This window comes from Micromonospora sp. CA-248212, from assembly GCF_050948405.1.
Taxonomy (GTDB): domain Bacteria; phylum Actinomycetota; class Actinomycetes; order Mycobacteriales; family Micromonosporaceae; genus Micromonospora.
This window is the reverse complement of the sequence record NZ_CP192023.1, coordinates 4,041,850-4,065,672: the sequence shown is the minus strand read 5'-3', so window position 1 is coordinate 4,065,672 and position 23,823 is coordinate 4,041,850. Positions and strand designations below refer to the sequence as shown.

The following is a 23,823-nucleotide window of genomic DNA, read 5'->3' as shown; positions in this document are numbered from 1 at the left end:
GTCAGGCACGCCCGATCCGCGGGTCCTGCCGGTCGGTGAGCCGCAGCCCGACGCCACGGACCACTTCGATCGTGGCGCCGGTGCCGAGGACCACCAGCTTGCGCCGCAGCCGCTTCACCAGGGACTGGACGTCCGCCCGCTGTGCGCGCCCCTCGTCGTGCCACACCGACCGGTGCAGCTCGGCGTAGCTCCACACCCGGACCGGCTCGGTGGTGAGGCAGATCAGCAGGTCATGTTCCAACCGGGTCAGGCCGACCTCGCGCGCCGCGTAGCGGGCGGTGGAGCGGGCCGAGTCGACGACCAGGGCGGGGTGGGACTCGGCCGTCGGCGGACGGCCCGGCGACGGCTCGCTCGGCGGCCCGGTCCGCTGCTGCGGCGCTCCGATCAGCCGGCGCAGCTCGTCGAGGTCGGCCACCAGCAGCAGCGGCGCGACGCCGTCGAGCCGCTCTGCGAGTCGAATGCGCTCGCGCGGTGACGGCGTTACCGCGATCAGCAGCGGAAACTCCTCGTCGGCCGGGTCGCCCCCGTCCAACGCCGCGTCGTCGGTCTCCGCCACCGCACCGCCTGGAATCGATGGGCATCCCTGCCCACCTATCGTCATGGTCCTGACAATGTTTGGCAAGCGCGTCACCAGCAGGGCAACCGGTAGCGACAAGATGCTCACAGCAAGTTCTTGATCGTCCTTTCCTCTCGATCATAGTGTCCACTCGGGCAACCGGCGTGACCCGCGCGGTGCATGGGGGAGGCATGAAGGGGTCCGTTCGCTCGGTTCCGTCGAGTGGATCTCGTGCACTTCCCACCATGGCCCACGTACACCCCTGGGTCGTTCTGAGGAAGGCGGCACCGATGTTCAGACGTCCACAATGGAGACGCACGGCCAGATCGGCGGTAAGCGCCGGCGCGGCGCTGGTCCTCGCCGCCACGTGCCTGGCCAGCTTCGGCTCCGGGGCGCAGGCCGCGCCCGGCTCGACGGGTACCGCCGTCGGGGACAAGATCCGGCCGGAACTCGCCAAGCAGTTCGAGGCCAAGAGCGCAGGGGACTTCTGGATTCGGTTCAAGGACCGCGCGGACCTGAGCAAGGCCAGCGCCATCAAGGACTGGACCAAGCGGGGCGCGGCCGTGGCGCAGGCGCTGCGGGACAGCGCCGCCGGGAGCCAGAGCAAGGTCCGCGCCGAACTCGACAGCTCCGGTACGAAGTACCAGAGCTTCTGGGCCACCAACGCCATCAAGGTGAACAGCGGCTCCCTGGCGATGGCCCAGCAGTTCGCCGCCCGCAGCGAGGTCGAGGGCCTCTACGCCCCGGTCGCCTACGAGCTGCCGAAACTGACCAAGGGGACCGACGAGAAGACCGTCAACGCGGTCGAGTGGGGCGTCGCCAACATCAACGCCGACGACGTCTGGTCCCAGTACGGCGTCACCGGCGATGGCGTCACCATCGCGAGCATCGACAGCGGTGTGCAGTACGACCACCCGGCCCTGGTGAACTCCTACCGTGGCAACAACGGCGACGGCACGTTCGACCACGACTACAACTGGTTCGACGCCGCCGGGACGTGCGACGGCGCGCCCTGCGACGACGACGGCCACGGTACGCACACCATGGGCACCATGGCCGGCTCCGCCGGCGCGAACCAGATCGGTGTCGCGCCCGGCGTCAAGTGGATCGCGGCGAACGGCTGCTGCCCCACCGACGAGGCGCTGATCGAATCCGGTCAGTGGATGCTCGAGCCGACCGACTCGAACGGCCAGAACCCGGACGCCAGCAAGCGCCCCAACATCATCAACAACTCGTGGGGCACCCGACTGCCGTCCAACGAGCCGTTCATGGAGGACGTGACCCTGGCCTGGGCCGCCTCGGGCATCTTCGGGGTGTTCTCCAACGGCAACAGCGGACCGGCGTGCCAGACCAGCGGTTCGCCGGGAAGCCTGGCCAGCAACTACTCGGCGGGCGCGTACGACGTCAACAACAACATCGCCAGCTTCTCGGCCCGGGGCGTCGGGCAGAACGGCGAGATCAAGCCCAACATCTCCGCGCCCGGCGTGAACGTCCGGTCGAGCGTCCCCGGCAACGGGTACGGCACCGCCAGCGGCACGTCAATGGCCGCACCGCACCTGGTGGGCGCGATCGCCCTGCTGTACTCGGCGGCACCCTCGCTGGTCGGTGACGTCGACGCGACGCGCGCGCTGCTCAACGGCACCGCGATCGACAAGGCCGACGACCAGTGCGGTGGCACCGCCGCGGACAACAACGTCTGGGGTGAGGGCCGGCTGGACGCCCTCGCGCTGCTCAACGCCGCCCCCACCGGCGACGTCGGCACCCTGGCCGGCACGGTCACCGACGCGGCCACCGGCGCCCCGATCGCCGGCGCGACCCTGACGCTCACCGGCCCGACCTCGCGCGAGATCACCACGGGCGCCGACGGCACGTACTCGACCCTCCTCCCGACCGGTGACTACCAGGTCGTCGTGTCCGCGTTCGGATACGGCAGCGCCACGAAGACGGCGACGGTCACCAACCGCACGACCACGACGCTCGACGTCGCCCTGACGGCGGTGCCGCGCGTCAACGTCACCGGCTCGGTCACCGACGGCTCCGGCCACGGCTGGCCGCTGTACGCCAAGGTGACCGTGAGCGGCCCGGCGGGCGTGTACGACTACACGACCCCGTCGAACGGCCGCTACAGCATCACGGTGCCGGCCGGGCAGACGTACACCCTGACGTACGAGGTGCAGTACCCGGGCTACCAGAAGGTCACCAAGGAGGTCGTGGTCGGCACCCGCAACGTGACGGCCAACGTCGCGGTGCCGGTGGACACCACCAGGTGCACGACAGCCCCCGGCTACACGTTCGGCTCCGACGGCGAGTACGAGACCTTCGACGCGACGACCACCCCGGCCGGTTGGTCGGTGGTGGACAACGTCGGCGGCGGCCAGGTGTGGAAGTTCACCGACGACGGTGGCCGGGGCAACCTGACCGGGGGCGCCGGCAACTTCGCGATGATCGACAGTGACGACTACGGCGCGGGCAAGACCCAGGACAGCTCCCTGGTCAGCCCGGTTGTCGACCTGACCGCCGTCAGCGCCCCGGTCATCCGGTTCAACCAGGACTTCAACCAGCTCAACGACGACACCGCCGATGTCGACCTGAGCATCGACGGGGGCGCCACCTGGACGAACGTCCTGCGGCAGGAGACCGACGTCCGGGGACCGAAGCTCACCGAGATCCCGATCCCGCAGGCGGCCGGCAAGTCACAGGTCCAGGTGCGGTTCCACTACTACGACGCCAAGTACGACTGGTGGTGGGAGGTCGACAACGTCCTGATCGGCAGCCAGGTCACCTGCGTGCCGGTCGACGGCGGCCTGGTCGTGGGCAACGTCCGCGACAAGAACGACGACAGCTACCTCAACGGCGCCACCGTCACCAGCAACGACCGGCCCGCCGAGAAGGCGGTGACCGTGGCGACCCCGGACGACCCGGGGCTGCCGGACGGGTTCTACTGGATCTACTCGACGCTCACCGGTACCCACAAGTTCACCGCGACGGCCGGCAGCTACGTCAGCCAGAGCAAGCAGGTCGACGTCGAGCCTGACTGGGCGACGACCGCGAACTTCGTCCTCGCGGCCGGCCGCCTGTCGGTGGCACCCGCCGCGCTGAGCGCGACGCTCCAGATGCCCAGCGGCAAGGCGACCAGGACGTTCACCGTGACCAACACGGGCGGCGCGCCCGTGGAGGTCGCCTTCGGTGAGCGGGACGACGGCTTCGAGTTGCTGCGGGCCGACGGCTCGCGGGTGACCCGGCAGCAGGCGCTCGGCGCGGCTGGTGCGGCCGAGCAACGGCTGACGGTCCCGACGTCGGTCGCGGCCAGGTCGTCCGGCAAGGCGGCGACGGCGACGCCCGCGGCGGCCGGTCCGCAGGCCGCGCCGTGGACCGACATCGCCGACTACCCGGGCAACATCATGGACAACCGGGTGGTCACCCTGGACGGCAAGGTGTACTCGATCGGTGGTGGTGACGGAACCGCCTCCACCGCGAAGACCTACGCCTACGACCCGGTCGCGCAGGCCTGGACGGCTGCCGCCGACCTTCCCGGCGCCCGCAACGCGCTGACCGTCGGCGTGGTCGGTGGGAAGATCATCGCAACGGGCGGTTGGGGCGACTCCGGTCCGGACGCCGCTACCTGGTCGTACGACCCGGCGGCCAACACCTGGACCGAGCTGGCCGACAACCCCGCGCCACGGGCCGCGGCCGGGCAGGCGGTCGTCGACGGCAAGCTCTACGCCGTGGGCGGGTGCACGACCGCGGCCTGCGTGCCGATGTCGAACACCGTGGTCCGCTACACCCCCGGCACCGACACCTGGGAGACGGTGGCCAACTACCCGAAGTCGGTGGCCTTCGCCTCCTGCGGCGGGATCGACGGCGTCCTCTACTGCACCGGTGGCAACGACGGCACCGCAGCGCAGAAGGCCAGCTACGCCTACGACCCGGGCGCCAACACCTGGACCGCGATCGCGGACGCGCCGACCGACAACTGGGCCAGCTCGTACGCGGTGGCCAGCGGCAAGCTGCTGGTCGTGGGCGGTTCGCAGGGCGGCGCCATCACCAACGCCGGTTTCGCCTTCGACCCGGCCACCAGCTCGTGGTCGAACCTGCCGAACGCCAACACCGCCCGGTACCGGGGTGGCGCGGCGTGTGGCTTCTACAAGATCGGTGGCTCGTCCGGCAGCTTCGACGCGGCGCCGGACAGCGAGGCGCTGCCGGGCTTCGAGGGGTGCGCCGAGGCGGCGGCCGACGTCAGCTGGATGACGATCGACAAGACCACGGCCACCCTCGCGCCGGGGGAGAAGGTCACGGTCACCGTCGGGTTGACCGCGAACGTGGACCAGCCGGGCACCTACTCGGCCGGAGTCACGATCCGGGAGAACACGCCGTACTCGGTGCCGCCGGTGGCGGTGACCATGATCGTGACGCCCCCGAAGACCTGGGGCAAGCTGATGGGTACGGTGACCGGGACGAGCTGCGCGGGCGCGACCGCGCCGATCGCCGGTGCGGTGGTGCAGGTCGACTCGTGGGCGATGTCGTTCACCTTCGCGACCGACGCCGCCGGTAACTACGCCTACTGGATGGACCGCCGGAACAACCCGCTCACGTTGATCGTCGCCAAGGACGGCTGGAAGCCCCAGACCCGTCAGACGAAGATCAGCACCACCACTCCCACGGTGGAGAACTTCGGGTTGGCGCCGATCCGGTGCTGACCCCGGAGCGCTGACGCAGTGATCCGGCCCGCCTGGTCCTCGACCAGGCGGGCCGGCCTTAACCGGCTCACGCAGTGCCACGCCGCGCGTCTTCGCGACCGCCACGCCAGGCGACCGACGGCGACACCACCCGGATGAGCGTGATGCCGGTGAGTCATCTAGATGACTCACCGGCATCACGCTCATCAGCATTACCGCCGCCGCTCAGCACCCCGTCCCCGACCGCGCTGGTGGCGGCCGGAGAGACCGCGAGCCGTCAATCCGCCGCAGAGCTACCACGACCTCGTTCCAGGCCACCATCACCATCGCCGCGCTACCCCAATGGTGGTGAACCTTTGAGGACACTGCCTAGAGAGGTGCGAGCCGGAAGCCGACCCCACGGACCGCGTGGATGGTCGCGGCGGCGTCGAGCCGGGCGAGCTTGCGGCGTACCCGACGCACGACCGAGTGCATGTCGGACCCGCGGCCCAGGTGCCGGTTGCCCCAGACCTCGAGGTGCAGCCGCTCGTACGTCCAGACCTGCCCGGGAGCGTCGACGAGGCAGATCAGCACGTCGTGTTCCAGCCGGGTCAGGTCGATCTCCTGGTCGCGCCAGCGCAGCACGCGGCGGTCGGAGTCGACGCTCAGGTCGGGCGGCGGCTGTGGGCGCCGCGCCACCTCCGCCCGTGCGGGCGGGGCCGGGGGAGGTACGACGGGGGGCAGGTCGCCCACCCCGAGGAACTCCCGTGCCTGCTCGACACTGGAGACGATCAGGAAGGCGTCGCTGCCGCCGAGCAGCCGTGCCAACTGTCGGCGCTCGGCCGGTGACGACGCGATGCCGATGACGAGTGGAGCGACCGAAACGCCGTGCATTGCCCAACCCCTTCCGGTTCCCCACGAACACTCCGGATGGTTTTCGCACCGCCGAGAATCATCGATCGGCGTCTTGATCTTAGTGACGGCTCGTCTCGGCCAGGTAAAACATAGTTGCATGTAAGCATGTGAATGAAGGCTCACGTCTGGGCGGCGCGGGCGGCAGGGCGTTCGCGGGGGAGGATCGCCCGGGTTTTTCCGGTACGAGCGTCGGTTGTGACAGAACCAAGACAATCCACGGACAGCCCCCGGATCTGGCGGGCCGAGCATGGTCGCATGTCCCACGCATCGTCGTACTCCATCGGTCGCTCGTCGGTGCCGCCGCCACCGGCGCCGTCGCCTGGCCCGGCGCGCGCGCTGGCCGCCGGCCGGCCCGCCGCGCCACCGGCTCTCCGGCTGCTCGCGGCGGGCGTCTGTTGCCTGCTCGCGCTGTGTCTGGTCGGCGTGGTCTTCGTGTGGACCCAGCCCGGTCAGTGGGTCGACGGGCTGCTGCTGCCGCGCGCCGAGCGGGGCGGGGGTTACGAGCAGCCTGGCGGCCTGTTCGGTCCGGCCACGGTCGTCCTGCGGCACTTCGGTCAGCCGGCGCCGCTGGCCGTCCTGCTCAGCGCCGTGCTGGTGGTGGGCCTGCTCGGCCGTCGGCTGCTGCCCGGCGTCGTGGGCGTCGGCATGGTGCTCACCGCCGTGCTGGCGGCCGGCGTGGCGAAGTCGGCGCTGCCCCGCCCGGACCTTGCGGTGCCGAATTCGACCACCCACAACAGCTTCCCCAGTGGTCACGTCGCGGTGGCGACGGCCCTGGCGCTGGCGTTCCTGCTGGCGGCGCCGGGCGCGGCCCGACGGTGGCTGGTGGTGCCCGGCGCGGCCGGTGTCTCGGTGATCGGCGCGGCCACCATGATCGCGGGATGGCACCGGTTCAGCGACGTGCTCGGGGGCGTCCTGCTGAGCATGGCGCTGTTCTGCCTGGCGGCGGCCGCGTTGGCGGCCCGGTCCGGCAGCGACGCGCTCCGTCCGCCCGGCGGGCCGCCCTCCGGGCGGGTCCGGCGTGCTCTCGTCGAGGGCGCGCTGGGGCTGGTCGTGCTGGTCTGGGCGGTTCGGGTGCTGGTTCCCGGTCTGGCCGCCGAACTGCGCTGGGGACCGGTCCTGGCCGTCCTGCTGGCGACCGCGTCGACGATGCTCGCGGTGGGCGTGGCGGCGTTCCTGATCCGGTCGGTGGAGTTCGTCGGATCGGCGCGAGGCATCGACAAATATGAACAATCTGCGTGATGGGATACTTGACGGCATGCCCCAGGTCCTGCTGATCGAAGATCACCAGACGGTCCGCGACGGACTGCAGTTGGCGCTCACCCGGCAGGGCCACACCGTGGTCGCCGTGGCGACCGGTGAACAGGGGCTGGAGCGACTGCGGACGACCGCCTCCGACGTGGTGGTCCTCGACATCATGCTGCCCGGTATGGACGGGTTCGAGGTGTGCCGTCGCATTCGCCAGGACGGTGACCTGCCCATCATCATGCTCACCGCGCGCAACGACGACATGGACGTGGTGGCGGGCCTGGAGGCGGGCGCCGACGACTACGTGGTCAAGCCGGTACAGGCCCGGGTGCTCGAGGCGCGCATCCGCGCGGTGCTGCGACGCACCGGCGGCGACTCACGACGGCCCGGCGCGGATCGGCCCGGGCTGCACCGGCACGGCGCCCTGACCATCGACCGTGCCGCGCTGGTGGTCACCAAGCACGGCGTGCCGGTCGGCCTGGCCCCGACCGAACTGCGTCTGCTGCTCGAACTCTCGCACACGCCGGGCCAGGTGCTCAGCCGCCAACAACTGCTGGAGGCCGTCTGGGAGCACGGCTACCTCGGCGACTCGCGGTTGGTGGACGCCTGCGTCCAGCGGCTCCGCGCCAAGATCGAGGACGAGCCCTCGACGCCGGTCTACATCCAGACGGTACGCGGCTTCGGATATCGGTTCGGGCCGCTGTGACCCCCTGGCACCGGGCCCGCGCCATGGCGTTGGGCCTGCGCACCCGGCTGCTCCTGGCGTTCGCCCTGCTGGGCGTGACCACCACGGCGGTGGTGGCCAGCGGCAGCTACTTCCAGGCGCGGACGGTCATCCTCCAGCAGGCGCAGGACGCGGCGGTGGCCTCGCTGACCGACCAGCTCTCGAAGGTGTACCCGGTGCTGAGCCTGCCGCCCGGCCAGGAGGAGATGGACCTGTTGGCGGGGAGGCTCTCCGACCGGGACAGCTACGCCGTCGTGCACTACCGGGAGCGCTGGTCGTCGAGCGTCGAGGGTGTCGACCAGCTCACCCCGCAGCTGCGACAGGAGGTGGCGCGCGGTCAGATCGCCTGGCAACGCGTCGACCGTGGCGGACATCCGGTGCTGCTCATCGGCACACAGCTCCGGCTCGACCGGTCCGACGGCACGAGCGTGGCGTCCGGAGTGGAGGTCTACTCGGTGCGCAGCCTCGCCTCCGAGCAGCAGAGCATCGACCGGCTCGCCACCCTCGCGTGGGTGACCGGCGGGCTCTCGCTGATCCTCGCGGTCCTGCTGGCCCTGCTGGCCGCCCAGGGGGTGCTGCGGCCGGTACGCGAGCTGGGTCGCGCGGCCCGCCGGCTCGGTGAGGGAGACCTGTCCACCCGGCTGACCGTCCGGGGCGTCGACGAGCTTGCCGACGTCACGCGCACCTTCAACGACACCGCCGCGACCATCGAGCGTCAGGTCGGTGAGCTGCGGCGGATGGAGGCCGACGCGCGGCGCTTCGTGGCCGACGTGTCCCACGAACTCCGTACGCCGCTGGCGGCCATGACGGCGGTCACCGACGTGCTCGACGAGGAGGCGGACCGGCTGCCGGGAGACGCCGGCCGCGCCGCGCGGCTGGTCAGTCAGGAGACGCAGAGCCTCACCCAGCTCGTCAACGACCTCATCGAGGTCAGCCGGTTCGACTCCGGCACCGCCCGGCTCGCCCTCGACGACGTCGACGTCGCCGCGGCGGTCACCGCGACGCTGCGGCTGCGCGGGTGGGCCGACCGGGTACGGGCGGACCTGCCGTCCGGTGTCGTCGCCCGACTCGACCCCCGGCGGCTCGACGTCATCGTCGCCAACCTGGTCGGCAACGCCTTCCGGCACGGCACGGAGCCGGTGTCCGTCCGTCTTGCCGCCGAACCCGACTGGTTCACGATCGAGGTCACCGACCAGGGACCGGGGTTGGACCCGGAGGTGCTGCCGCACGTGTTCGACCGCTTCTACAAGGCGGACACCGCCCGGACCCGCTCCGAGGGCAGCGGCCTCGGACTCGCCATCGCGTGGGAGAACGCGCGCCTGCACCGGCACGCCGGGCAGTCGGGGAGCCTGGTGGCGGGCAACCACCCGCCGGGCGGGGCGGTGTTCACGCTCCGTCTGCCCCGGGTGGCCGCCGAGACCGTACACGCCAGAGGCGTACGGACAGCCGCGGACGCCGGAGGCGTACGGTGAGCCGCCGTCGCGGAGCCCGGGCGCTGCTCGGGGTCGCGCTCCTGGTCGCGCTGCTCACGGCGGGCTGTGGAGTCCGGCCCAGCGACGTCATCACGGGCCGCTCCGCGGTGAGCGGCCCGTTCACCGGTAGGGGCCTCTACCTGATTTCGGACGGCGAACTGGCGCTTGTCGTCCGGCCGGTGAAGAACGTGCCCGGGCCACCGCTGGAGACACTCGTGCTGCTCGTGTCCGGTCCCACCGAGGCCGAGCGGAGCGCGGGGCTCACCAGCGAGGTGCCGGCCGACGCCGCGCCGGTGAGCATGACACCGAGCACCGACGAGCCCGGCATCACGGTGCGGTTCAAGGGCGCCGTGCTGCCGCTGTCCACCCTCGCGGCCAATCAGATCATCTGCACCGTGGCGCTCGCCGGCCAGCAGCCCACTTCCGCCCCGGTCACCCTCGTCGGCTCGGACGGCACCCGGCCGCCCTGGTCCTGCCCCATCGAGTGACCGGGGCGACGCCGCTCACACCAGGTCGACCGCCCGTTCCGGTCGGAGCAGCCCCGGGGAGAGGACCCGACTCCGGTCGGTGAGCGTGCCGGCGATCAGGATGTCGAGCAGGGCGGGGAACTCGATGCCCGCCCGCTGCCAGATCTGCGGGAACTGCGACTCGGCGGTGAAGCCGGGGAACGTGTTGACCTCGTTCACGATGGGCTCGGCGCCCTCGTGGGGGAGGAAGAAGTCGACCCGCAGCAGCCCCCGGCAGTCGAGGGCCTCGAAGGCGCGGACGGCCCGGTCCTGGAGCACCTCGGTGGTGGCCGGGTCCAGCTGGGCCGGGATCTGGAAGACCGCCCCGCCGTCGTACTTCGCGTCGTAGTCGAAGAAGCCCGCGCCGCTGACCCGGATCTCCAGTGGCGGACCGGCCTGCACCCGTCCGTCGGGGTGCTGCAGGACGGCGACGTCGATCTCCCGGCCGTGCGCGCCCTGTTCGACGAGCACCTTCGGGTCGACCTCCCGGGCCTGCGCGAGCGCGGCGGGCAGCGCCGACCACTCCGTGACCCGGACCACGCCCAGGCTGGACCCCGCCCGCGCCGGCTTCACGAAGACCGGCAGTCCCAGCCGCTGCTGGTCGGCCGGCGACAGGGTCTCCCCGTGCCGCAGGGTCACACCCGGGCTGACCCGCAGGCCCTCCGCGGCGAGCAGCCGCTTGGTGACGCCCTTGTCCATGCCCGCCGCGCTGGCGAACACCCCGTTGCCGACGTACGGCACGCCGAGCCATTCCAGCAGCGACGCGACCGTGCCGTCCTCGCCGTACGGGCCGTGCAGGGCCGGGAACACCACGTCCTGGGCGCGCAGCACCCGCAACGCCTGCGGCAGGCCCATCGGACGACCGTCCACGTGCCAGCCTCCGTCGGTGTCGATGAGCACCTCGGTGACCTGGTACCGCTCCCGGTCCAGACCGGCGAGGATGGCGGCCCCCGAGCGCCGCGACACCTCGTGTTCGCCGCTTCGTCCGCCGTACAGCACTGCCAGTCGCGTCAACATGCGACGTCCGCCCTTTCGTGGAGATGGACGCGGCCCACCCGCGCCCCGATTCCGGTCAAGATCTCGTGCGGGTTGGTGCCGGCCCAGCGCGCCCACTCGGTGACGGCCGGCGCGTCGTCGTCGCGTCCCCTGCCGATCACGACGACCGGGTCGCCGATCCGCACCGCCAGGTCACCCACGTCGACCACGCACTGGTCCATGGCGATTCGCCCGACCACCGGGCAGCGCCGGCCGCCGAGCCAGACCTCGGCCCGGCCCTCGGTCGCGCGGGGCAGCCCGTCGGCGTAGCCGAGCGGCAACAGTGCCAGCGTCGTCGGGGCGGCGGTCACGTGCTCCGGCCCGTACGAGACGCCGGTGCCGGCCGGCACCCGCTTCACGTTCACCACGGTCGTGCGCAGCGTCAGGGCGGCGTGCAGCCCGAACGCCCCCGGACCGACCGCGCCGAACGGGTCGACGCCGTAGAGGGCCAGCCCGATCCGGCAGAGGTCGAAGCGGGTCCGGGGCGCGGACAGTGCCGCCGCCGAGTTGGCCAGGTGGACCAGGTCGGGGTCCAGGCCGGCGGTCCGGGCGACGCGCAGCGCCTCGGCGAACGTCCGCACCTGACCGTCCAGCGCGGGCGCGCCCGGTACGTCCGCGTCGGCGAGGTGGGACCACACACCCCGTACCCGGACCGTGCCCTCGACCTCGTACTTGCGGGCCCAGGCCACCAGGTCGGGCCAGTCGTCGCGGCCGGCGCCGTTGCGGGTGAGGCCCGTGTCGACCTTGAGCTGCGCTGTCGCGGGCACGCCGACCCGCAGGGCCGCGTCGGCGAGCGCGTGCAGGTGGGTGATCGTCGAGACGCCCACGTCGACGCCCGCGAGGATCAACCCGGTGAAGTCGTCGTCCGGGCGGTGCAGCCAGCTCAACGTGGGCGCGGTGATGCCCGCGGCGCGCAGGGCCAGGGCCTCGGCCGCCGAGGTCACGCCCAACCAGGTGGCGCCGGCGCGCAGCGCGGCCCGGGCGACCGGCGCCGCGCCATGCCCGAACCCGTCGGCCTTCACCACCGCCATCAGCTCCGTGCCGGTGGCGGCGGCGAGCGTCCGTACGTTGTCGGCGATCGCCCCGAGGTCGACCACCGCCTCGGCCAACGCGCTCATCCGGCGACCGCCTCGCGACGCGTCCCGGGGAGCGCGAACAGCCACCGGCCGCGCGCCGCCAGCAGCGCGCGGTGCACGCCCAGGCTCAGCCCGGCGACGAGCGCGGTCAGCAGGATCGGGTAGCCCAGCACGATCAGGCCCTGGGCGCCCGCGTCCAGCTCGGAGACCGGGGCGGCCAGCAGGCGGTGCAGCAGCGCCAGCAGCGGCATGTGGATGACGTAGATGGGTAACGTGACGCGTCCGAGCGCGGCCAGTCGGTCGCCGAGAGCGGGCCACCGGACCAGCCGGGCGGCGGCGGTGACGCCGAAGGCCACCGCGACGACGGAGACCGCCGGCCAGACGCCGAACCACCGTTGCGCGCCGGCCGCCGCCATCACGGCGAGCGCGAGGGCGTACGCCCCGCCGGTCAGCGCCAGTCGACGCCGGGTGGCGGTGGCGGCCCACCGCTGGATGTGCGGCCGCAGGTAGAGGCCGGCCAGGAAGAAGACCAGGTTCGCATAGAGGCCGCCCCGGTTGCCCGGCGTGGCCAGCAGGCCGGCGGCGGTCACGGCGGACAACACCGCGGCGGGTACGACGACCAGCGACCGGGGCAGCCGGCGGGTCGCCTTGGCGAGCGTGAAGTAGAGCGCCAGGGCGTACAGGTACCAGAGGTTGGAGGGTGTGACGGTCAGCTGTGCCAGCAGACCGAGGGCGGACGTGGCCCGGTCGGTCGGGAAGTCCGGCGTCACGGCCAGGACCGCCGTGTGGATGAGCAGCCAGAGGGCGTACAGGTAGAAGAAGCCCGCGATGCGGCCCCGGGCGACGGCGCGCCAGGGCCGCTGCACGGCGTTGGCCGCGAAGAGGCCGCTGATGGTGAAGAAGAGCGGCATGCGCAGCGGCAGCAACTGCTCACCCAGCGTGCCCCACAGGCCCGGCACGGGTACCCCCACGTGCCAGTCGATCTGCAGGTAGTCCTTGACGACGACGTGCCATCCGACGACGAGGACGATGCACACGCCCTTCGCGGCGTCGGCCCACTGCACCCGCTGCGGTCCGCCGGTGTCGGCCTGCCGCCGGTGACGGAACCGGACGCGCGCGTCGGGGTCGTACCCGCCCGGTCGTGGCTCGGTGAGAGACAGCTCTTGGATCACCCAGCAGAAGGTGCCAGCGGGATATCCGCGCCTGATCCTCGGATTGTCATGATCCGGTAATGGACTCCGTCAGTTCGTCGGAGCGGGACCACCACCATCGTGCCGACGACGCGTTGGGAACCCGGGGAGCGCTACTAGGCTCGATCGCGGAGGTGCCGAACATGAAGCTCGGTCTGCACTACTGGAACTTTTCGACTCCCGCCGATCCGGCGGCCATCGCGCCGACCCTCAGCGAGGCGGCGACCATCGCCGAACAGGCCGGAGTGGCCTCGTTCACGGTCATGGACCACTTCTTCCAGATGGAGGCGCTGGCGCCGGCCGAGGAGCCGATGCTGGAGGCGTACACCACGTTGGGTTACGTCGCGGCGCAGACCCGGCGGATGACGCTGGGTGTACTGGTCACCGGTGTGATGTACCGCTATCCGGGGCTGCTGGCCAAGACCGTGACGACCCTCGACGTGCTCTCCGGCGGCCGGGCCCGGCTCGGCATCGGGGCGTCCTGGTACGAGCGGGAGCAGCGGGGACTGGGCGTGCCCGTGGTGCCGGTCGCCGAGCGGTTCGAGCGACTGGAGGAGACGCTGCGGATCTGCAAGCAGATGTGGAGTGACGACGACGGGCCGTTCGACGGGCGGCACTACCAGCTCACGGAGACGATCAACTCGCCGCAGCCGCTGCGCCGTCCGCATCCGCCCATCATGATCGGCGGCAGCGGCGAGAAGAAGACACTGCTGCTGGTCGCCAGGTACGCCGACGCCTGCAACCTGTTCGGCACGGGCGCCGAGGGGATCGCGCACAAGCTGGACGTGCTGCGCGGGCACTGCGCCGCCGAGGGCCGCGACTACGACAGCATCGAGAAAACCGTGCTGGCCAGCAAGCCGCCGCTGGAGGATCTCGACGCGTTCCTCGCCGAGGTGTCCGATTACGCCGCGCTCGGCGTCACCGAGGTGCAGGTCACGCCGGACCGGCACCCCGTGGAGTTCGCCCGGCGGCTCGGCGACGAGGTGCTGCCGCGGCTGGCCGACATCGGCTGAGTCGGGCGCGGTCGTGATCGACACCAGTTCAGCGAAGTAGGGGCATCTGCCGGCCCGGTTACCGCCAGATGGGCGATGTCGCGTCGATCAAGCCCCGTCCACGACGACGAGGGCCGCCCGCCCGCCGAAGCGGAGGGACGGCCCTCGTCGACGTCGGATCAACCGACCGAGGCGGGGAACCTGTCCCAGACCCGGTGCGCGGCCATCAGCCGCCGCACCCCGGTCAGCGCCTCGACGCCGGAGCCGGCGGCCACGATGCCGGGGGTGCCGGCCACCCCGGCCTGCTCCAGCACGCTGACACCGGCGCCCCACGCGCCGATCGCCTTGGCGTGCCGCCAGCACTCCTCGACGAGGAGCAGCACGCGCGGGTCGACGGTCGCCGCGTCCGGCCGACCGGCCTTGGCGTCGCGGGCGGGCAGCGCGTCGGGCGCGGGCACCGGGGCCCCGGCCAGCAGGAGCGCGTCGAACTCGACTGACCGGCCGGTGGCGAAGGTCCGCTGGACCGTCAGGTCGCCCACCAGGCCACCGTGTGGGGCGATCAGCAGCGGCACCATGCCGGCGTCGAAGACGGCCCGGCGGACCTCGTCGACGTCGTTCAGGTCACCGTCGGGGTCGACGACGATCCCGACAGTGCGACCGTCGGCCGGCCACTCCCCGCCGACCTGCGACAGGGCCGGGCTCGGCGTGACGTCGACGGGCGTCACCGTGGGCTGCGGCGCGGGCAGCCCCAGGCCGGTGGCCACCTGCTCGCACAGCACCGGGTCGATGTTGGCGAGGCACCGCAGCTGGCGTTCCTTGATCGCCTGGTGGTAGCACTTGCCCAGCTCGAAGGTGTACGCCCGGATGATGTGCTCCCGCTCGACCGGCGACATGCTCAGCCAGAACAGTCGTACCTGGCTGTAGTGGTCGTCGAACGACGCGGGGCTCGCGCGGACCTTGGGCGCCTGCGCCACCGTCACCGGCACGTCGACGAAGGCGTGCTCGGCGTCCCCGGCTTCGAAGGGGTTGCCGCCGTCGAGGGAGTTCGGCCGGTACGGCGCCACCCCGGCGTGCACGGCGTGCTGGTGGAAGCCGTCACGCAGCATGTCGTTGACCGCCGCGTGCGGACGGTTGATCGGGATCTGCGTGAAGTTCGGCCCGCCGAGGCGGGTGAGCTGCGTGTCGACGTACGAGAAGAGTCGCCCCTGCAGCAGCGGATCGTTCGTGACGTCGATGCCCGGCGGCAGGTGGCCGAGGTGGAAGGCGACCTGCTCGGTCTCGGCGAAGAAGTTCGTCGGCGTCCGGTTGAGGACCAGCCGGCCGACCGGCTGCACCTGCGCCAACTCCTCCGGGACGATCTTGGTGGCGTCGAGCAGGTCGATGCCGGCGAAGGTCTCCTCGGGAGTGTCGGGGAAGACCTGGATGCCGAGTTCCCACTCGGGGAACGCGCCCGCCTCGATCGCGTCGTAGAGGTCCCGACGGTGGAAGTCGGGGTCGATGCCGCCGAGCATCTGCGCCTCCTCCCAGGTCAGGGAGTGCACGCCGAGCTTCGGCTTCCAGTGGAACTTGACCAGCACCGTCTCCCCGGCCTCGTTGACCAGGCGGAAGGTGTGTACGCCGAAGCCCTCCATGGTCCGGTACGAGCGCGGGATGCCCCGGTCGGACATGTTCCAGATGGTGTGGTGCTGCGCCTCGGTGTGCAGCGACACGAAGTCCCAGAACGTGTCGTGCGCGCTCTGCGCCTGGGGGATCTCCCGGTCCGGGTGCGGCTTCGCCGCGTGGATGATGTCGGGAAACTTGATGGCGTCCTGGATGAAGAAGACCGGCATGTTGTTGCCGACCAGGTCGAAGGTGCCCTCGTCGGTGTAGAACTTGGTGGCGAAGCCCCGGGTGTCCCGGACGGTGTCGGCCGAGCCGCGCGATCCGAGGACGGTGGAGAACCGGACGAAGACCTCCGTCTCCCGACCCTTCTTCAGGAAGCCGGCCCTCGTGACCGCCTCGGCGGTGCCGTACGCGGTGAACACCCCGTGCGCGCCCGCGCCCCGCGCGTGCACCACGCGCTCCGGGATGCGCTCGTGGTCGAAGTGCGTGATCTTCTCGCGTAGGTGGTGGTCCTGGAGCAGGACCGGTCCCCGGGGGCCGGCCTTGAGCGAGTGGTCGGTGTCGCGCAGCCGGGCCCCGTTCGCCGTGGTGAGGTACGCCCCCTGCTGGCCGTTCGCGGTCGTCGGCGCGCCGGTCTCGACGCCGGTGGGCGTACGCGTCTGCGGCGCGCCCTGTTCGGTCTTGGGCGGCAGCGGATCGTGCGGCGAGGTCGGCTCCTCGACGGTGGGCGGCGCGCTGCCAGGTGCGCCCGGCACGTCCGGGGTGAGGGCGTCGGCGATCTTATCGGAGGCGGTCTTAACGACGTTCTTGACCGCCTCGGCGGGCTTGCTGGAATCCACTGGGCGAACCTCTCGCTGGAGCGTTTGGGCTGGCCCCTGCACCCCTACCCCTGCCTTGAGGGGCGAAACGCACGATAAATCCGGGACTGGTGATTTCACCGATGCGCCGCCCGACCCGGGCAAATGACACTGACGAACGTCGATATTCCTCGACTCTAGGGAGTGCCCGACGTGTCGTCACCAACCACCACCCGTCCCCGTTCCCTGCCCGCCCGAGCCGCCCGGCTCGCGCTGGCCGCCACCCTGCTCGTCGCCGGTGTCCTCGTCGGACCGACGGGTGCCGCACAGGCGGCCGGCCCCTACGACCGGGGTCCCGACCCGACCACCGCGATCCTGGAGGCCAGCCGTGGCCCCTTCGCCACCGCGTCGCAGAGCGTGTCCGCGCTGAGCGTCACCGGCTTCGGCGGCGGGGTCATCTACTACCCGACCAGCACCAGCGAGGGCACCTTCGGCGCCGTCGCCATCTCACCCGGCTACACCGCCGCCTGGTCCAGCATCAGCTGGCTCGGCCCACGGATCGCCTCGCACGGCTTCGTGGTGATCGGCATCGAGACCAACACCCGGCTCGACCAGCCGGACAGCCGGGGCCGGCAGTTGCTCGCCGCGCTGGACTACCTCACCCAGCGCAGCTCGGTGCGGAGCCGGATCGACAGCAGCCGGCTCGCGGTGGCCGGCCACTCGATGGGCGGCGGAGGCAGCCTGGAGGCGGCCTCGTCCCGACCGTCGTTGCAGGCCGCGGTGCCCCTCGCGCCCTGGAACACGGACAAGAGCTGGTCCGAGCTGCGCGTGCCGACGCTGATCATCGGTGGCGAGAGCGACACCGTCGCGCCGGTCGCCACGCACTCGGTCCCGTTCTACAACAGCATTCCGTCCTCGGCCGAGAAGGCCTACCTGGAGTTGAACGGGGCCAGCCACTTCTTCCCGCAGACGGTCAACACCCCGACGGCGCGGCAGATGGTGGCCTGGCTCAAGCGGTTCGTCGACGACGACACCCGCTACGAGCAGTTCCTCTGCCCTGGCCCCACCGGGTCGCAGATCGAGGAGTACCGCAACACCTGCCCGAGCGCCTGAGCGCGCGCCTCCGGGACGGTCGCCCCACGGCGGCCGTCCCGGCCGTTCGGGCGTATCGAGGGGTCTTGACGCGATCACCGAGAAACGTACACTGCGAGTGTAAATAACACCCGCCACGGCAAAGGGATGGGTGCATGGAGCGCGGCCTCGAACTGCACGACATCGGCGTCCGTTTCGGCGGCCTCACCGCCCTCGACCACGTCTCGCTCCGGGTGCCACCCTCCCGGGTGGTCGGCGTGATCGGGCCCAACGGCGCCGGCAAGACCACCCTGTTCAACGTGGTCTGCGGCTTCGTCACACCGCAGACGGGTTCGCTCACCCTCGACGGTCGACCGCTGCGCCCCCAACCCCACCGGCTGACCCGCCTCGGCATCGCCCGAACCCTCCAGGGGACCGGGCTCTTCGCGGGGCTCAGTGTGGTGGAGAACGTGATGGCCGGCGCATCCCACACCGCCCGTGCGGGTTTCGCGGCGGCGCTGTTCGGGTTGCCCCGCAGCGACCGCGACGAGCGCCGGCTGCGCCGACACGCCCTGGACGTCCTCGACGAGCTGGGCATCGCCGAGCACGCCGAGGCCGCGCCGGGCACGCTTCCTTTCGCCGTACGCCAGCGGGTCGCCCTGGCCCGCGCGCTCGCCGCGCGACCGCGGCTGCTGCTGCTCGACGAACCCGCCGGCGGCCTCGGCGCGGACGACATCGCCGAGCTGGCGGACCTGATCCGGCGGCTGCCCCGGCGGGACGTCGACCCGTGCGCGGTGCTGCTCGTCGAGCACCACATGGACCTGGTGATGAACGTCTGCGACGAGATCGTGGTCCTCGACTTCGGCCGGGTGATCGCCACCGGGCCGCCGGACGAGATCCGCGACGACACGGCGGTCACCGACGCCTACCTCGGGGCCCTCGTCGAGGAGCCCACACCATGAGCGCGCCGGATCTGCTCGTGGTCCGGGGGCTGGTGGCCGGTTACGGGGCCGCGCCGGTGCTGCGGGCCGTCGACCTCACCGTGCCGGCCGGCACCATCGCCGCCGTCGTCGGCGCCAACGGCGCCGGCAAGACGACGCTGCTGCGGGCGCTCTCCGGGATGATCCGGCCGGCCGCCGGCCAGGTCGTCCTCGCCGGGGAGGACCTGCGGGGTACGCCGGTGGAACAGCTCGTACGGCGCGGGATGGCGCACGTCCCGGAGGGTCGGGGCGTGATCGGCGAGCTGACGGTCGATGAGAACCTGCGGCTCGGTGGGCTGTGGCGACGCGACCGGGCGGACGCCGGCCGCGCCCTCGACGAGGTCTACGAGCTGTTCGAGCCCCTCGCGCGGCGTCGTCGTCACCTCGGCCACCAGCTCTCCGGAGGCGAACGGCAGATGCTCGCGCTCGGCCGGGCGCTGGTCGGGCGGCCGCGTCTGCTGCTGCTGGACGAGCCGTCGCTGGGCCTGGCGCCCCGGGTGGTCGCCCGGATCATGGCCCTGCTGCGCCAGTTGCGCGACCGGACCGGCCTGACCGTGCTGCTGGTCGAGCAGAACGTGCGCAGCGCGCTCGCCGTCGCCGACCAGGGCGTCGTGATGTCCCTCGGCCAGGTGGTGATCGCCGCCCCGGCGGCGACGCTGCGCGACGACGTCGACCTGCGCCACGCGTACCTCGGTTTCTGACCAACACCGGATGTCCCTGGAGGGAGAACAGTTGGACCGCTTCGTCTTCCTCACCGTCGACGGTCTGTCCCGGGGCGCGGTGTACGCCGCGTTCGCGCTCGCGCTGGTGCTCATCTGGCGGGCCGCGCGGGTCGTGAACTTCGCCCAGGGCGCGATGGCCGTCGCCGCCGCGTACGTCGCGTACTCGGTGTCCGCCGCGACGGGCGTCTACTGGCTCGGCTTCGTCGTCGCGATCGTCGCCGGCCTGCTGCTCGGCGCGCTGGTGGACCGGGTCGTGATGCGGCACGTGGACCACGCGTCACCGCTCAACCCGGTCATCGTCGCGCTCGGTCTGGTGCTGCTGATCCAGGCGGTGCTGGGCATGGTGTACGGCAACGAGTTCCGCCCCGCCGAGGTCCCGTTCAGCCGGTCCGCCCTCACCGTCGGCGGGATCGCCGTGCTGTCGCCGTACGACCTGTTCGTCTTCGCCACGATCGCCGTGGTGGTCAGCGGGCTGGGCTGGATGTTCGCCCGTACCTCGATCGGGTTGCGGATGCGCGCGGCGGCGTTCGCGCCGGAGGTCTCCCGACTGCTCGGGGTGAACGTCGGCGGCATGTTGACGCTCGGCTGGGCGTTGGCCTCGGGCGTGGGCGCGCTCGCCGCGATGCTGGTCATCCCCACCGAGCTGGGCCTGCACCCGCACGCCATGGACCTGGTGTTCGTCTCGGCGTTCACCGCGGCGGTGGTGGGTGGGCTGGACAGTCCACCGGGGGCGGTCGTCGGCGGCCTCGCGGTGGGGCTGCTGCTCTCCTACGTGAGCGGGTACGCCGGCAGCGACCTCACCCCGCTGGCGGTGCTCGTCCTGCTGCTGGCGGTGCTGCTGGTGCGGCCCGGCGGGCTGTTCGCCCCGGTCGCGGCGAGGCGGGTGTGAGCGCGACCCGGGCGGTCCTGCCGCCGAAGCGCCGGCCGGCCGACGCAGGTGACCGTCCGCCCGAGCCGCGACGGGGCTCCACCCTGCTGCGGCACCTGGCCGTGGCGCTCGCCGTGGGGGCGCTGCTGGTGGCGGTCAGCTACGCCGCCGAGCCGTTCCGCAACTTCCAGCTCGCCACGATCGCGGCGTACCTCTGCGCCACCGCCGGGTTGACCGTCCTCACCGGGCTCAACGGGCAGCTGTCGTTGGGGCACGGGGCGTTGATGGCGACCGGGGCGTACACGGTGGCGCTGTGCCAGAACGCGTTCCTGGACCGGGGGTGGACCGGCGGCTGGTTGTTGGCGCTGTCGCTGCTCGCGGCGGTGCTGGGCACGGTCGTGGTCGGCGCGGTGGTCGGTGTGGCGGCGGCCCGGCTGCGCGGCCCCTACCTGGCCGGGGTGACGCTCGCCGTGGCCGTCGTCGTGCCGGCGTTGGCCGTCACCTTCGACGGCGTCCTGGGCGGTGAGCAGGGGCTGTCGGTGCCGGTGGAGCCGCCGCCGCTGGCGCTCGGCCCGTACTTCCCGTACGAGCGGTGGCAGCTCTGGGTCTGCGGCGCCGCCACGCTGCTGGCGCTGCTGCTGCTGGCGAACCTGGTCCGCAGCCGGTACGGGCGGACCTTCCGGGCCGTTCGCGACGACGAGGTGGCGGCCCGACTGGCGGGCATCCACGTGGCCCGTACCCAGGTTCTCGCGTTCGTGGTCAGCGCCGCGACCGCGGGGCTCGGCGGTGGCCTGCTCGCGGTGCTGGCGCAGAGCGTGTCACCTGGGGCGTTCTCGCTGACGCTGTCGCTGTTCCTGCTGATGGCCGTGGTCATCGGCGGTCTCGGTCGCCTCGCCGGCGCGCTCTGGGGGGCCGTGCTGCTGGTCGCCCTGCCCGATCTCACCCATTCCGTGACCGAGCTGCTCACCCTCTCGCCAGCGGTGGCGCAGCGACTGGAGGGCAACCTTCCGCTGGCGATCTTCGGCATCACGTTGATCGTCGTGATGATCGCCGCGCCCGGCGGCGTGCAGGGTCTGCTGGCCCGCCTCGGTCGGGCGCTGCTGGCCCGCTGGCCGGCGCGACGTTCCTGAGCTGTCCCCGGCCCGGCCTCCGCCGGGCGCTCCACCCACCACACCGCTCCCACCCAACCGGACCGAGAAAGGTCGGTGTCTCCCATGCACCCTACGGCGCGACGCGGTCTCGCGATCGCCAGCTCCATCGTTCTGCTCATCGCCGCCGCTGGCTGTGGCGGCGACGACGGTCCCGCCTCCGGCGGGAGGTTGGTGCCGGGGGTCACCGACACCGAGATCGTCGTCGGCACCCACATGCCGCTCACCGGGCCGGCCTCGGCCGGCTACTCCAAGATCGCGCCGGCGACGAAGGCGTACTTCGACTACGTCAACGCCAACGGCGGCGTGCACGGCCGGAAGATCACCTACAAGGTCATGGACGACGGCTACAACCCCGCGAACACCCAGCAGGTGGTACGCCAGCTCGTGTTGCAGGACAAGGTCTTCGCCATCCTCAACGGCCTCGGCACGCCGACCCACAGCGGCGTGCTCGACTTCCTCAAGAGCAACCGGGTGCCGGACCTCTTCGTCGCCTCCGGCAGCCGGAGCTGGGACCAGCCCGACACCTATCCCGGCACGTTCGGCTTCAACCCGGACTACACCGTCGAGGGCAAGATCCTCGCCAACTACGCGAAGTCGAACCTGGCCGGCCAGAAGGTCTGCTTCCTCGGTCAGGACGACGACTTCGGCCGCGACAGCCTGGCCGGCGTGGAGAAGGTCCTCGGCGCTCAGGCGGTAGCGGTCAAGCAGACGTACGTCACCAGCAACACCAACGTCGCCCCGCAGATCGGCGCGTTCAAGGCGGCCGGCTGTCAGGTCGTCGTGCTGGCGACCGTGCCCGGCTTCACCGCGCTGTCCATCGGCACCGCCGCGCGGTTGGGCTTCAAGCCACAGTGGCTGGTGTCCAACGTCGGCGCCGACCAGCCGACCCTGGCCAAGCAGCTCGGCGCGGCCGCGCCGCTGTTGGAGGGCATGGTCGGCACCAACTACCTGCCGATGCAGAACGACACCGCGAACCCGTGGATCCAGCTCTTCACGAAGATCAACAAGTCGCACAACGGGGACGCGCCGTTCGACGGCAACACCGTCTACGGCATGTCCGTCGGCTACCTGTTCGTGCAGGTGCTGCTCGCCGCCGGCAAGGACGTCACCCGTGAGAAGGTCGTCGACGCGGTCGAGAAGGGTGGCTTCCAGGGGCCCGGTCTCGCGCCGTTGCGCTTCGCCGCCGACGACCACTCCGGCTACGGCGGGCAGCGGTTGAGCCGGGTGAGCGGGGGAGTCCAGAGCTACTTCGGGCCCACCTACGAGACCGACGAGCGCGACGGGCCGGTCAAGGAGTACACGGCCGCGCCGGTCGCGCCGCCCGCGAACGGGGTGCCGACCGCCTCCTGACCCGCGGCATCTGGTCGTACGGCCCGGGGGTGACCACGTCCGGGCCGTACGACCCTGCGCGGGGGTGCGCGGCGGTCACCGCTGGCGGGCGTTGACCGATACCGAACAGCTCTCATACTATTTGCACCGTGAATGCAATCCGGCCGGCCCGGATGACGCCGCCCACGCGTACGCGCAGTGTCCCGATCATCGCCTGTCTAGACTCGTCGCAGAGCCGGACGACACCGTGGCGGTGAGAGGGCGGGGGCGGATGAACAGGGTCGAGACGCCGGCGCGGGTCGACGGACGGACGGCCCGTGCCGAACGCACCCGGGCGGCCATCGTCGAGGCGCACCTGGCGCTCATCACCGAGGGTGACCTGCGGCCCACCGGCGAGCGCATCGCCGAACGGGCCGGCATCTCGCTGCGGACGCTCTGGACCAACTTCAAGGACATGGAGACGCTCTTCGAGGCCAGTGGCGCGGAGGTGCTGCGGCAGCAGGACGCCGCCTACCGGCCGATCTCGACGACATTGCCGCTGGCCAAGCGGGTCGACGCGTACTGCCGGCAGCGGGCGCGACTGCTCCAGCTCATCGCGCCGTCGGCACGGGCCGCGCAGATGCGCGAGCCGGTCTCCGAGCAGTTGCGCCGCAACCGCGTCAAGCACGTCGACCGGGTCCGCGACGAGGTCGAGCAGCTCTTCGCCGCCGAGTTGGCGCGCGCCGGGCGCGAGCGCGGCCAACTGCTCAACGCGGTGGTGGCGGCGAGCATGTGGCCGGCCTGGTCGATGTTGCGCTACGGCCTCGGTCTGGGGGTGGACGCGGCCCGCGCGGTGATGACCCGGACGGTGGGCGCGCTGTTGGCCGAGGTCGCGGCCGACTGATCCCGGCCTGTCCTCTTTCCATCCGCTTCCGGATGAGTGACACTGAGACGCATG

The 23,823-nt window shown here is 71.8% G+C and carries 19 protein-coding genes; 13 read left to right on the top strand and 6 right to left on the bottom strand.

All coding sequences use genetic code 11. The features are described 5' to 3' along the window. Position 1: 1 nt before the first annotated feature. Positions 2 to 556 (bottom strand): winged helix-turn-helix domain-containing protein, encoded by a 555-nt coding sequence (locus ACQP03_RS19440; protein WP_357133199.1) that lies wholly within the window; start codon positions 554 to 556, stop codon positions 2 to 4. A gap of 290 nt (positions 557 to 846) precedes the next feature. Between ACQP03_RS19440 and ACQP03_RS19435 the strand changes: the two genes are divergently transcribed. After that, complete coding sequence (locus ACQP03_RS19435) at positions 847 to 5,253, top strand: S8 family serine peptidase (RefSeq protein WP_363661393.1); 4,407 nt, start codon at positions 847 to 849, stop codon at positions 5,251 to 5,253. 348 nt (positions 5,254 to 5,601) lie between these two features. Here the strand turns inward: ACQP03_RS19435 and ACQP03_RS19430 are convergent, their stop codons facing one another. Beyond that, positions 5,602 to 6,105 (bottom strand): winged helix-turn-helix domain-containing protein, encoded by a 504-nt coding sequence (locus ACQP03_RS19430; protein ID WP_357169406.1) that lies wholly within the window; start codon positions 6,103 to 6,105, stop codon positions 5,602 to 5,604. Positions 6,106 to 6,381: 276 nt separating this feature from the next. Between ACQP03_RS19430 and ACQP03_RS19425 the strand changes: the two genes are divergently transcribed. From ACQP03_RS19425 to ACQP03_RS19410, 4 genes are read left to right on the top strand one after another with little or no spacing between them, the layout of a single operon-like run. Next, positions 6,382 to 7,365 (top strand): phosphatase PAP2 family protein, encoded by a 984-nt coding sequence (locus ACQP03_RS19425; protein ID WP_363661307.1) that lies wholly within the window; start codon positions 6,382 to 6,384, stop codon positions 7,363 to 7,365. A gap of 16 nt (positions 7,366 to 7,381) precedes the next feature. Further along, positions 7,382 to 8,077 (top strand): response regulator transcription factor, encoded by a 696-nt coding sequence (locus ACQP03_RS19420; protein ID WP_357134681.1) that lies wholly within the window; start codon positions 7,382 to 7,384, stop codon positions 8,075 to 8,077. Then, positions 8,074 to 9,567 carry a HAMP domain-containing sensor histidine kinase gene (locus tag ACQP03_RS19415; RefSeq protein WP_363661308.1) on the top strand — a complete coding sequence of 498 codons (1,494 nt, stop codon included), beginning with the start codon at positions 8,074 to 8,076 and terminating at the stop codon, positions 9,565 to 9,567. Before ACQP03_RS19420 ends, ACQP03_RS19415 begins: the two co-directional genes overlap by 4 nt. Further along, positions 9,564 to 10,055: a hypothetical protein gene (locus ACQP03_RS19410; protein WP_363661309.1), complete on the top strand. Its 492-nt coding sequence runs from the start codon at positions 9,564 to 9,566 to the stop codon at positions 10,053 to 10,055. Before ACQP03_RS19415 ends, ACQP03_RS19410 begins: the two co-directional genes overlap by 4 nt. Positions 10,056 to 10,070: 15 nt before the next feature. On the opposite strand, the gene ACQP03_RS19405 is transcribed toward ACQP03_RS19410, so the two are convergent. Genes ACQP03_RS19405 through ACQP03_RS19395 form a run of 3 tightly spaced genes read right to left on the bottom strand, consistent with a single transcriptional unit; the run spans position 10,071 to position 13,356 of the window. Next, positions 10,071 to 11,090, bottom strand: coding sequence for a D-alanine--D-alanine ligase family protein (locus ACQP03_RS19405; RefSeq protein WP_357134675.1), 1,020 nt, complete (start codon positions 11,088 to 11,090; stop codon positions 10,071 to 10,073). After that, positions 11,084 to 12,226 (bottom strand): alanine racemase, encoded by a 1,143-nt coding sequence (gene alr / locus ACQP03_RS19400; protein WP_363661310.1) that lies wholly within the window; start codon positions 12,224 to 12,226, stop codon positions 11,084 to 11,086. The genes ACQP03_RS19405 and alr overlap by 7 nt, the downstream gene beginning before the upstream one ends. Further along, positions 12,223 to 13,356, bottom strand: coding sequence for an acyltransferase family protein (locus ACQP03_RS19395; RefSeq protein ID WP_357134673.1), 1,134 nt, complete (start codon positions 13,354 to 13,356; stop codon positions 12,223 to 12,225). Before ACQP03_RS19395 ends, alr begins: the two co-directional genes overlap by 4 nt. A gap of 59 nt (positions 13,357 to 13,415) precedes the next feature. On the opposite strand from ACQP03_RS19395, the gene ACQP03_RS19390 reads away from it, so the two are divergent. After that, a complete protein-coding gene (locus ACQP03_RS19390) occupies positions 13,416 to 14,387 on the top strand; it encodes an LLM class F420-dependent oxidoreductase (protein WP_357134671.1) in 972 nt (323 codons plus the stop codon). A 158-nt stretch (positions 14,388 to 14,545) separates the two neighbouring features. Here the strand turns inward: ACQP03_RS19390 and ACQP03_RS19385 are convergent, their stop codons facing one another. Continuing rightward, positions 14,546 to 16,807, bottom strand: a complete 2,262-nt coding sequence (locus tag ACQP03_RS19385; RefSeq protein ID WP_357134669.1) for a catalase — start codon at positions 16,805 to 16,807, stop codon at positions 14,546 to 14,548. A 171-nt stretch (positions 16,808 to 16,978) separates the two neighbouring features. Here ACQP03_RS19385 and ACQP03_RS19380 point away from each other — a divergent pair, with 171 nt between their 5' ends. From ACQP03_RS19380 to ACQP03_RS19350, 7 genes are all read left to right on the top strand, one after another. After that, on the top strand, positions 16,979 to 17,878 hold the full coding sequence (locus ACQP03_RS19380) for an alpha/beta hydrolase family protein (RefSeq protein WP_357134667.1): 900 nt from the start codon (positions 16,979 to 16,981) through the stop codon (positions 17,876 to 17,878). A 134-nt stretch (positions 17,879 to 18,012) separates the two neighbouring features. After that, the gene (locus ACQP03_RS19375; protein WP_357134665.1) at positions 18,013 to 18,798 is read left to right on the top strand and encodes an ABC transporter ATP-binding protein; all 786 of its coding nucleotides are present in this window, start codon (positions 18,013 to 18,015) and stop codon (positions 18,796 to 18,798) included. Continuing rightward, the gene (locus ACQP03_RS19370; RefSeq protein ID WP_357134663.1) at positions 18,795 to 19,517 is read left to right on the top strand and encodes an ABC transporter ATP-binding protein; all 723 of its coding nucleotides are present in this window, start codon (positions 18,795 to 18,797) and stop codon (positions 19,515 to 19,517) included. The genes ACQP03_RS19375 and ACQP03_RS19370 overlap by 4 nt, the downstream gene beginning before the upstream one ends. 31 nt (positions 19,518 to 19,548) lie before the next feature. Continuing rightward, a complete protein-coding gene (locus ACQP03_RS19365; RefSeq protein ID WP_357392894.1) occupies positions 19,549 to 20,427 on the top strand; it encodes a branched-chain amino acid ABC transporter permease in 879 nt (292 codons plus the stop codon). Further along, positions 20,424 to 21,536: a branched-chain amino acid ABC transporter permease gene (locus ACQP03_RS19360; RefSeq protein ID WP_357392886.1), complete on the top strand. Its 1,113-nt coding sequence runs from the start codon at positions 20,424 to 20,426 to the stop codon at positions 21,534 to 21,536. Before ACQP03_RS19365 ends, ACQP03_RS19360 begins: the two co-directional genes overlap by 4 nt. Before the next feature lie 84 nt (positions 21,537 to 21,620). Then, positions 21,621 to 22,907 (top strand): ABC transporter substrate-binding protein, encoded by a 1,287-nt coding sequence (locus tag ACQP03_RS19355; RefSeq protein WP_396832933.1) that lies wholly within the window; start codon positions 21,621 to 21,623, stop codon positions 22,905 to 22,907. 250 nt (positions 22,908 to 23,157) lie between these two features. Then, a complete protein-coding gene (locus ACQP03_RS19350) occupies positions 23,158 to 23,769 on the top strand; it encodes a TetR/AcrR family transcriptional regulator (protein WP_357134659.1) in 612 nt (203 codons plus the stop codon). Positions 23,770 to 23,823 lie beyond the last annotated feature (54 nt).

Coding starts and splice junctions, on each gene's coding strand:
- alr (WP_363661310.1), bottom strand. CDS start 12,226: ATGAGCGCGTTGGCCGAGGCGGTGGTCGACCTCGGGGCGATCGCCGAC.
- ACQP03_RS19420 (WP_357134681.1), top strand. CDS start 7,382: ATGCCCCAGGTCCTGCTGATCGAAGATCACCAGACGGTCCGCGACGGA.
- ACQP03_RS19435 (WP_363661393.1), top strand. CDS start 847: ATGTTCAGACGTCCACAATGGAGACGCACGGCCAGATCGGCGGTAAGC.
- ACQP03_RS19375 (WP_357134665.1), top strand. CDS start 18,013: ATGGAGCGCGGCCTCGAACTGCACGACATCGGCGTCCGTTTCGGCGGC.
- ACQP03_RS19425 (WP_363661307.1), top strand. CDS start 6,382: ATGTCCCACGCATCGTCGTACTCCATCGGTCGCTCGTCGGTGCCGCCG.
- ACQP03_RS19405 (WP_357134675.1), bottom strand. CDS start 11,090: ATGTTGACGCGACTGGCAGTGCTGTACGGCGGACGAAGCGGCGAACAC.
- ACQP03_RS19355 (WP_396832933.1), top strand. CDS start 21,621: ATGCACCCTACGGCGCGACGCGGTCTCGCGATCGCCAGCTCCATCGTT.
- ACQP03_RS19350 (WP_357134659.1), top strand. CDS start 23,158: ATGAACAGGGTCGAGACGCCGGCGCGGGTCGACGGACGGACGGCCCGT.
- ACQP03_RS19370 (WP_357134663.1), top strand. CDS start 18,795: ATGAGCGCGCCGGATCTGCTCGTGGTCCGGGGGCTGGTGGCCGGTTAC.
- ACQP03_RS19430 (WP_357169406.1), bottom strand. CDS start 6,105: ATGCACGGCGTTTCGGTCGCTCCACTCGTCATCGGCATCGCGTCGTCA.
- ACQP03_RS19390 (WP_357134671.1), top strand. CDS start 13,416: ATGGACTCCGTCAGTTCGTCGGAGCGGGACCACCACCATCGTGCCGAC.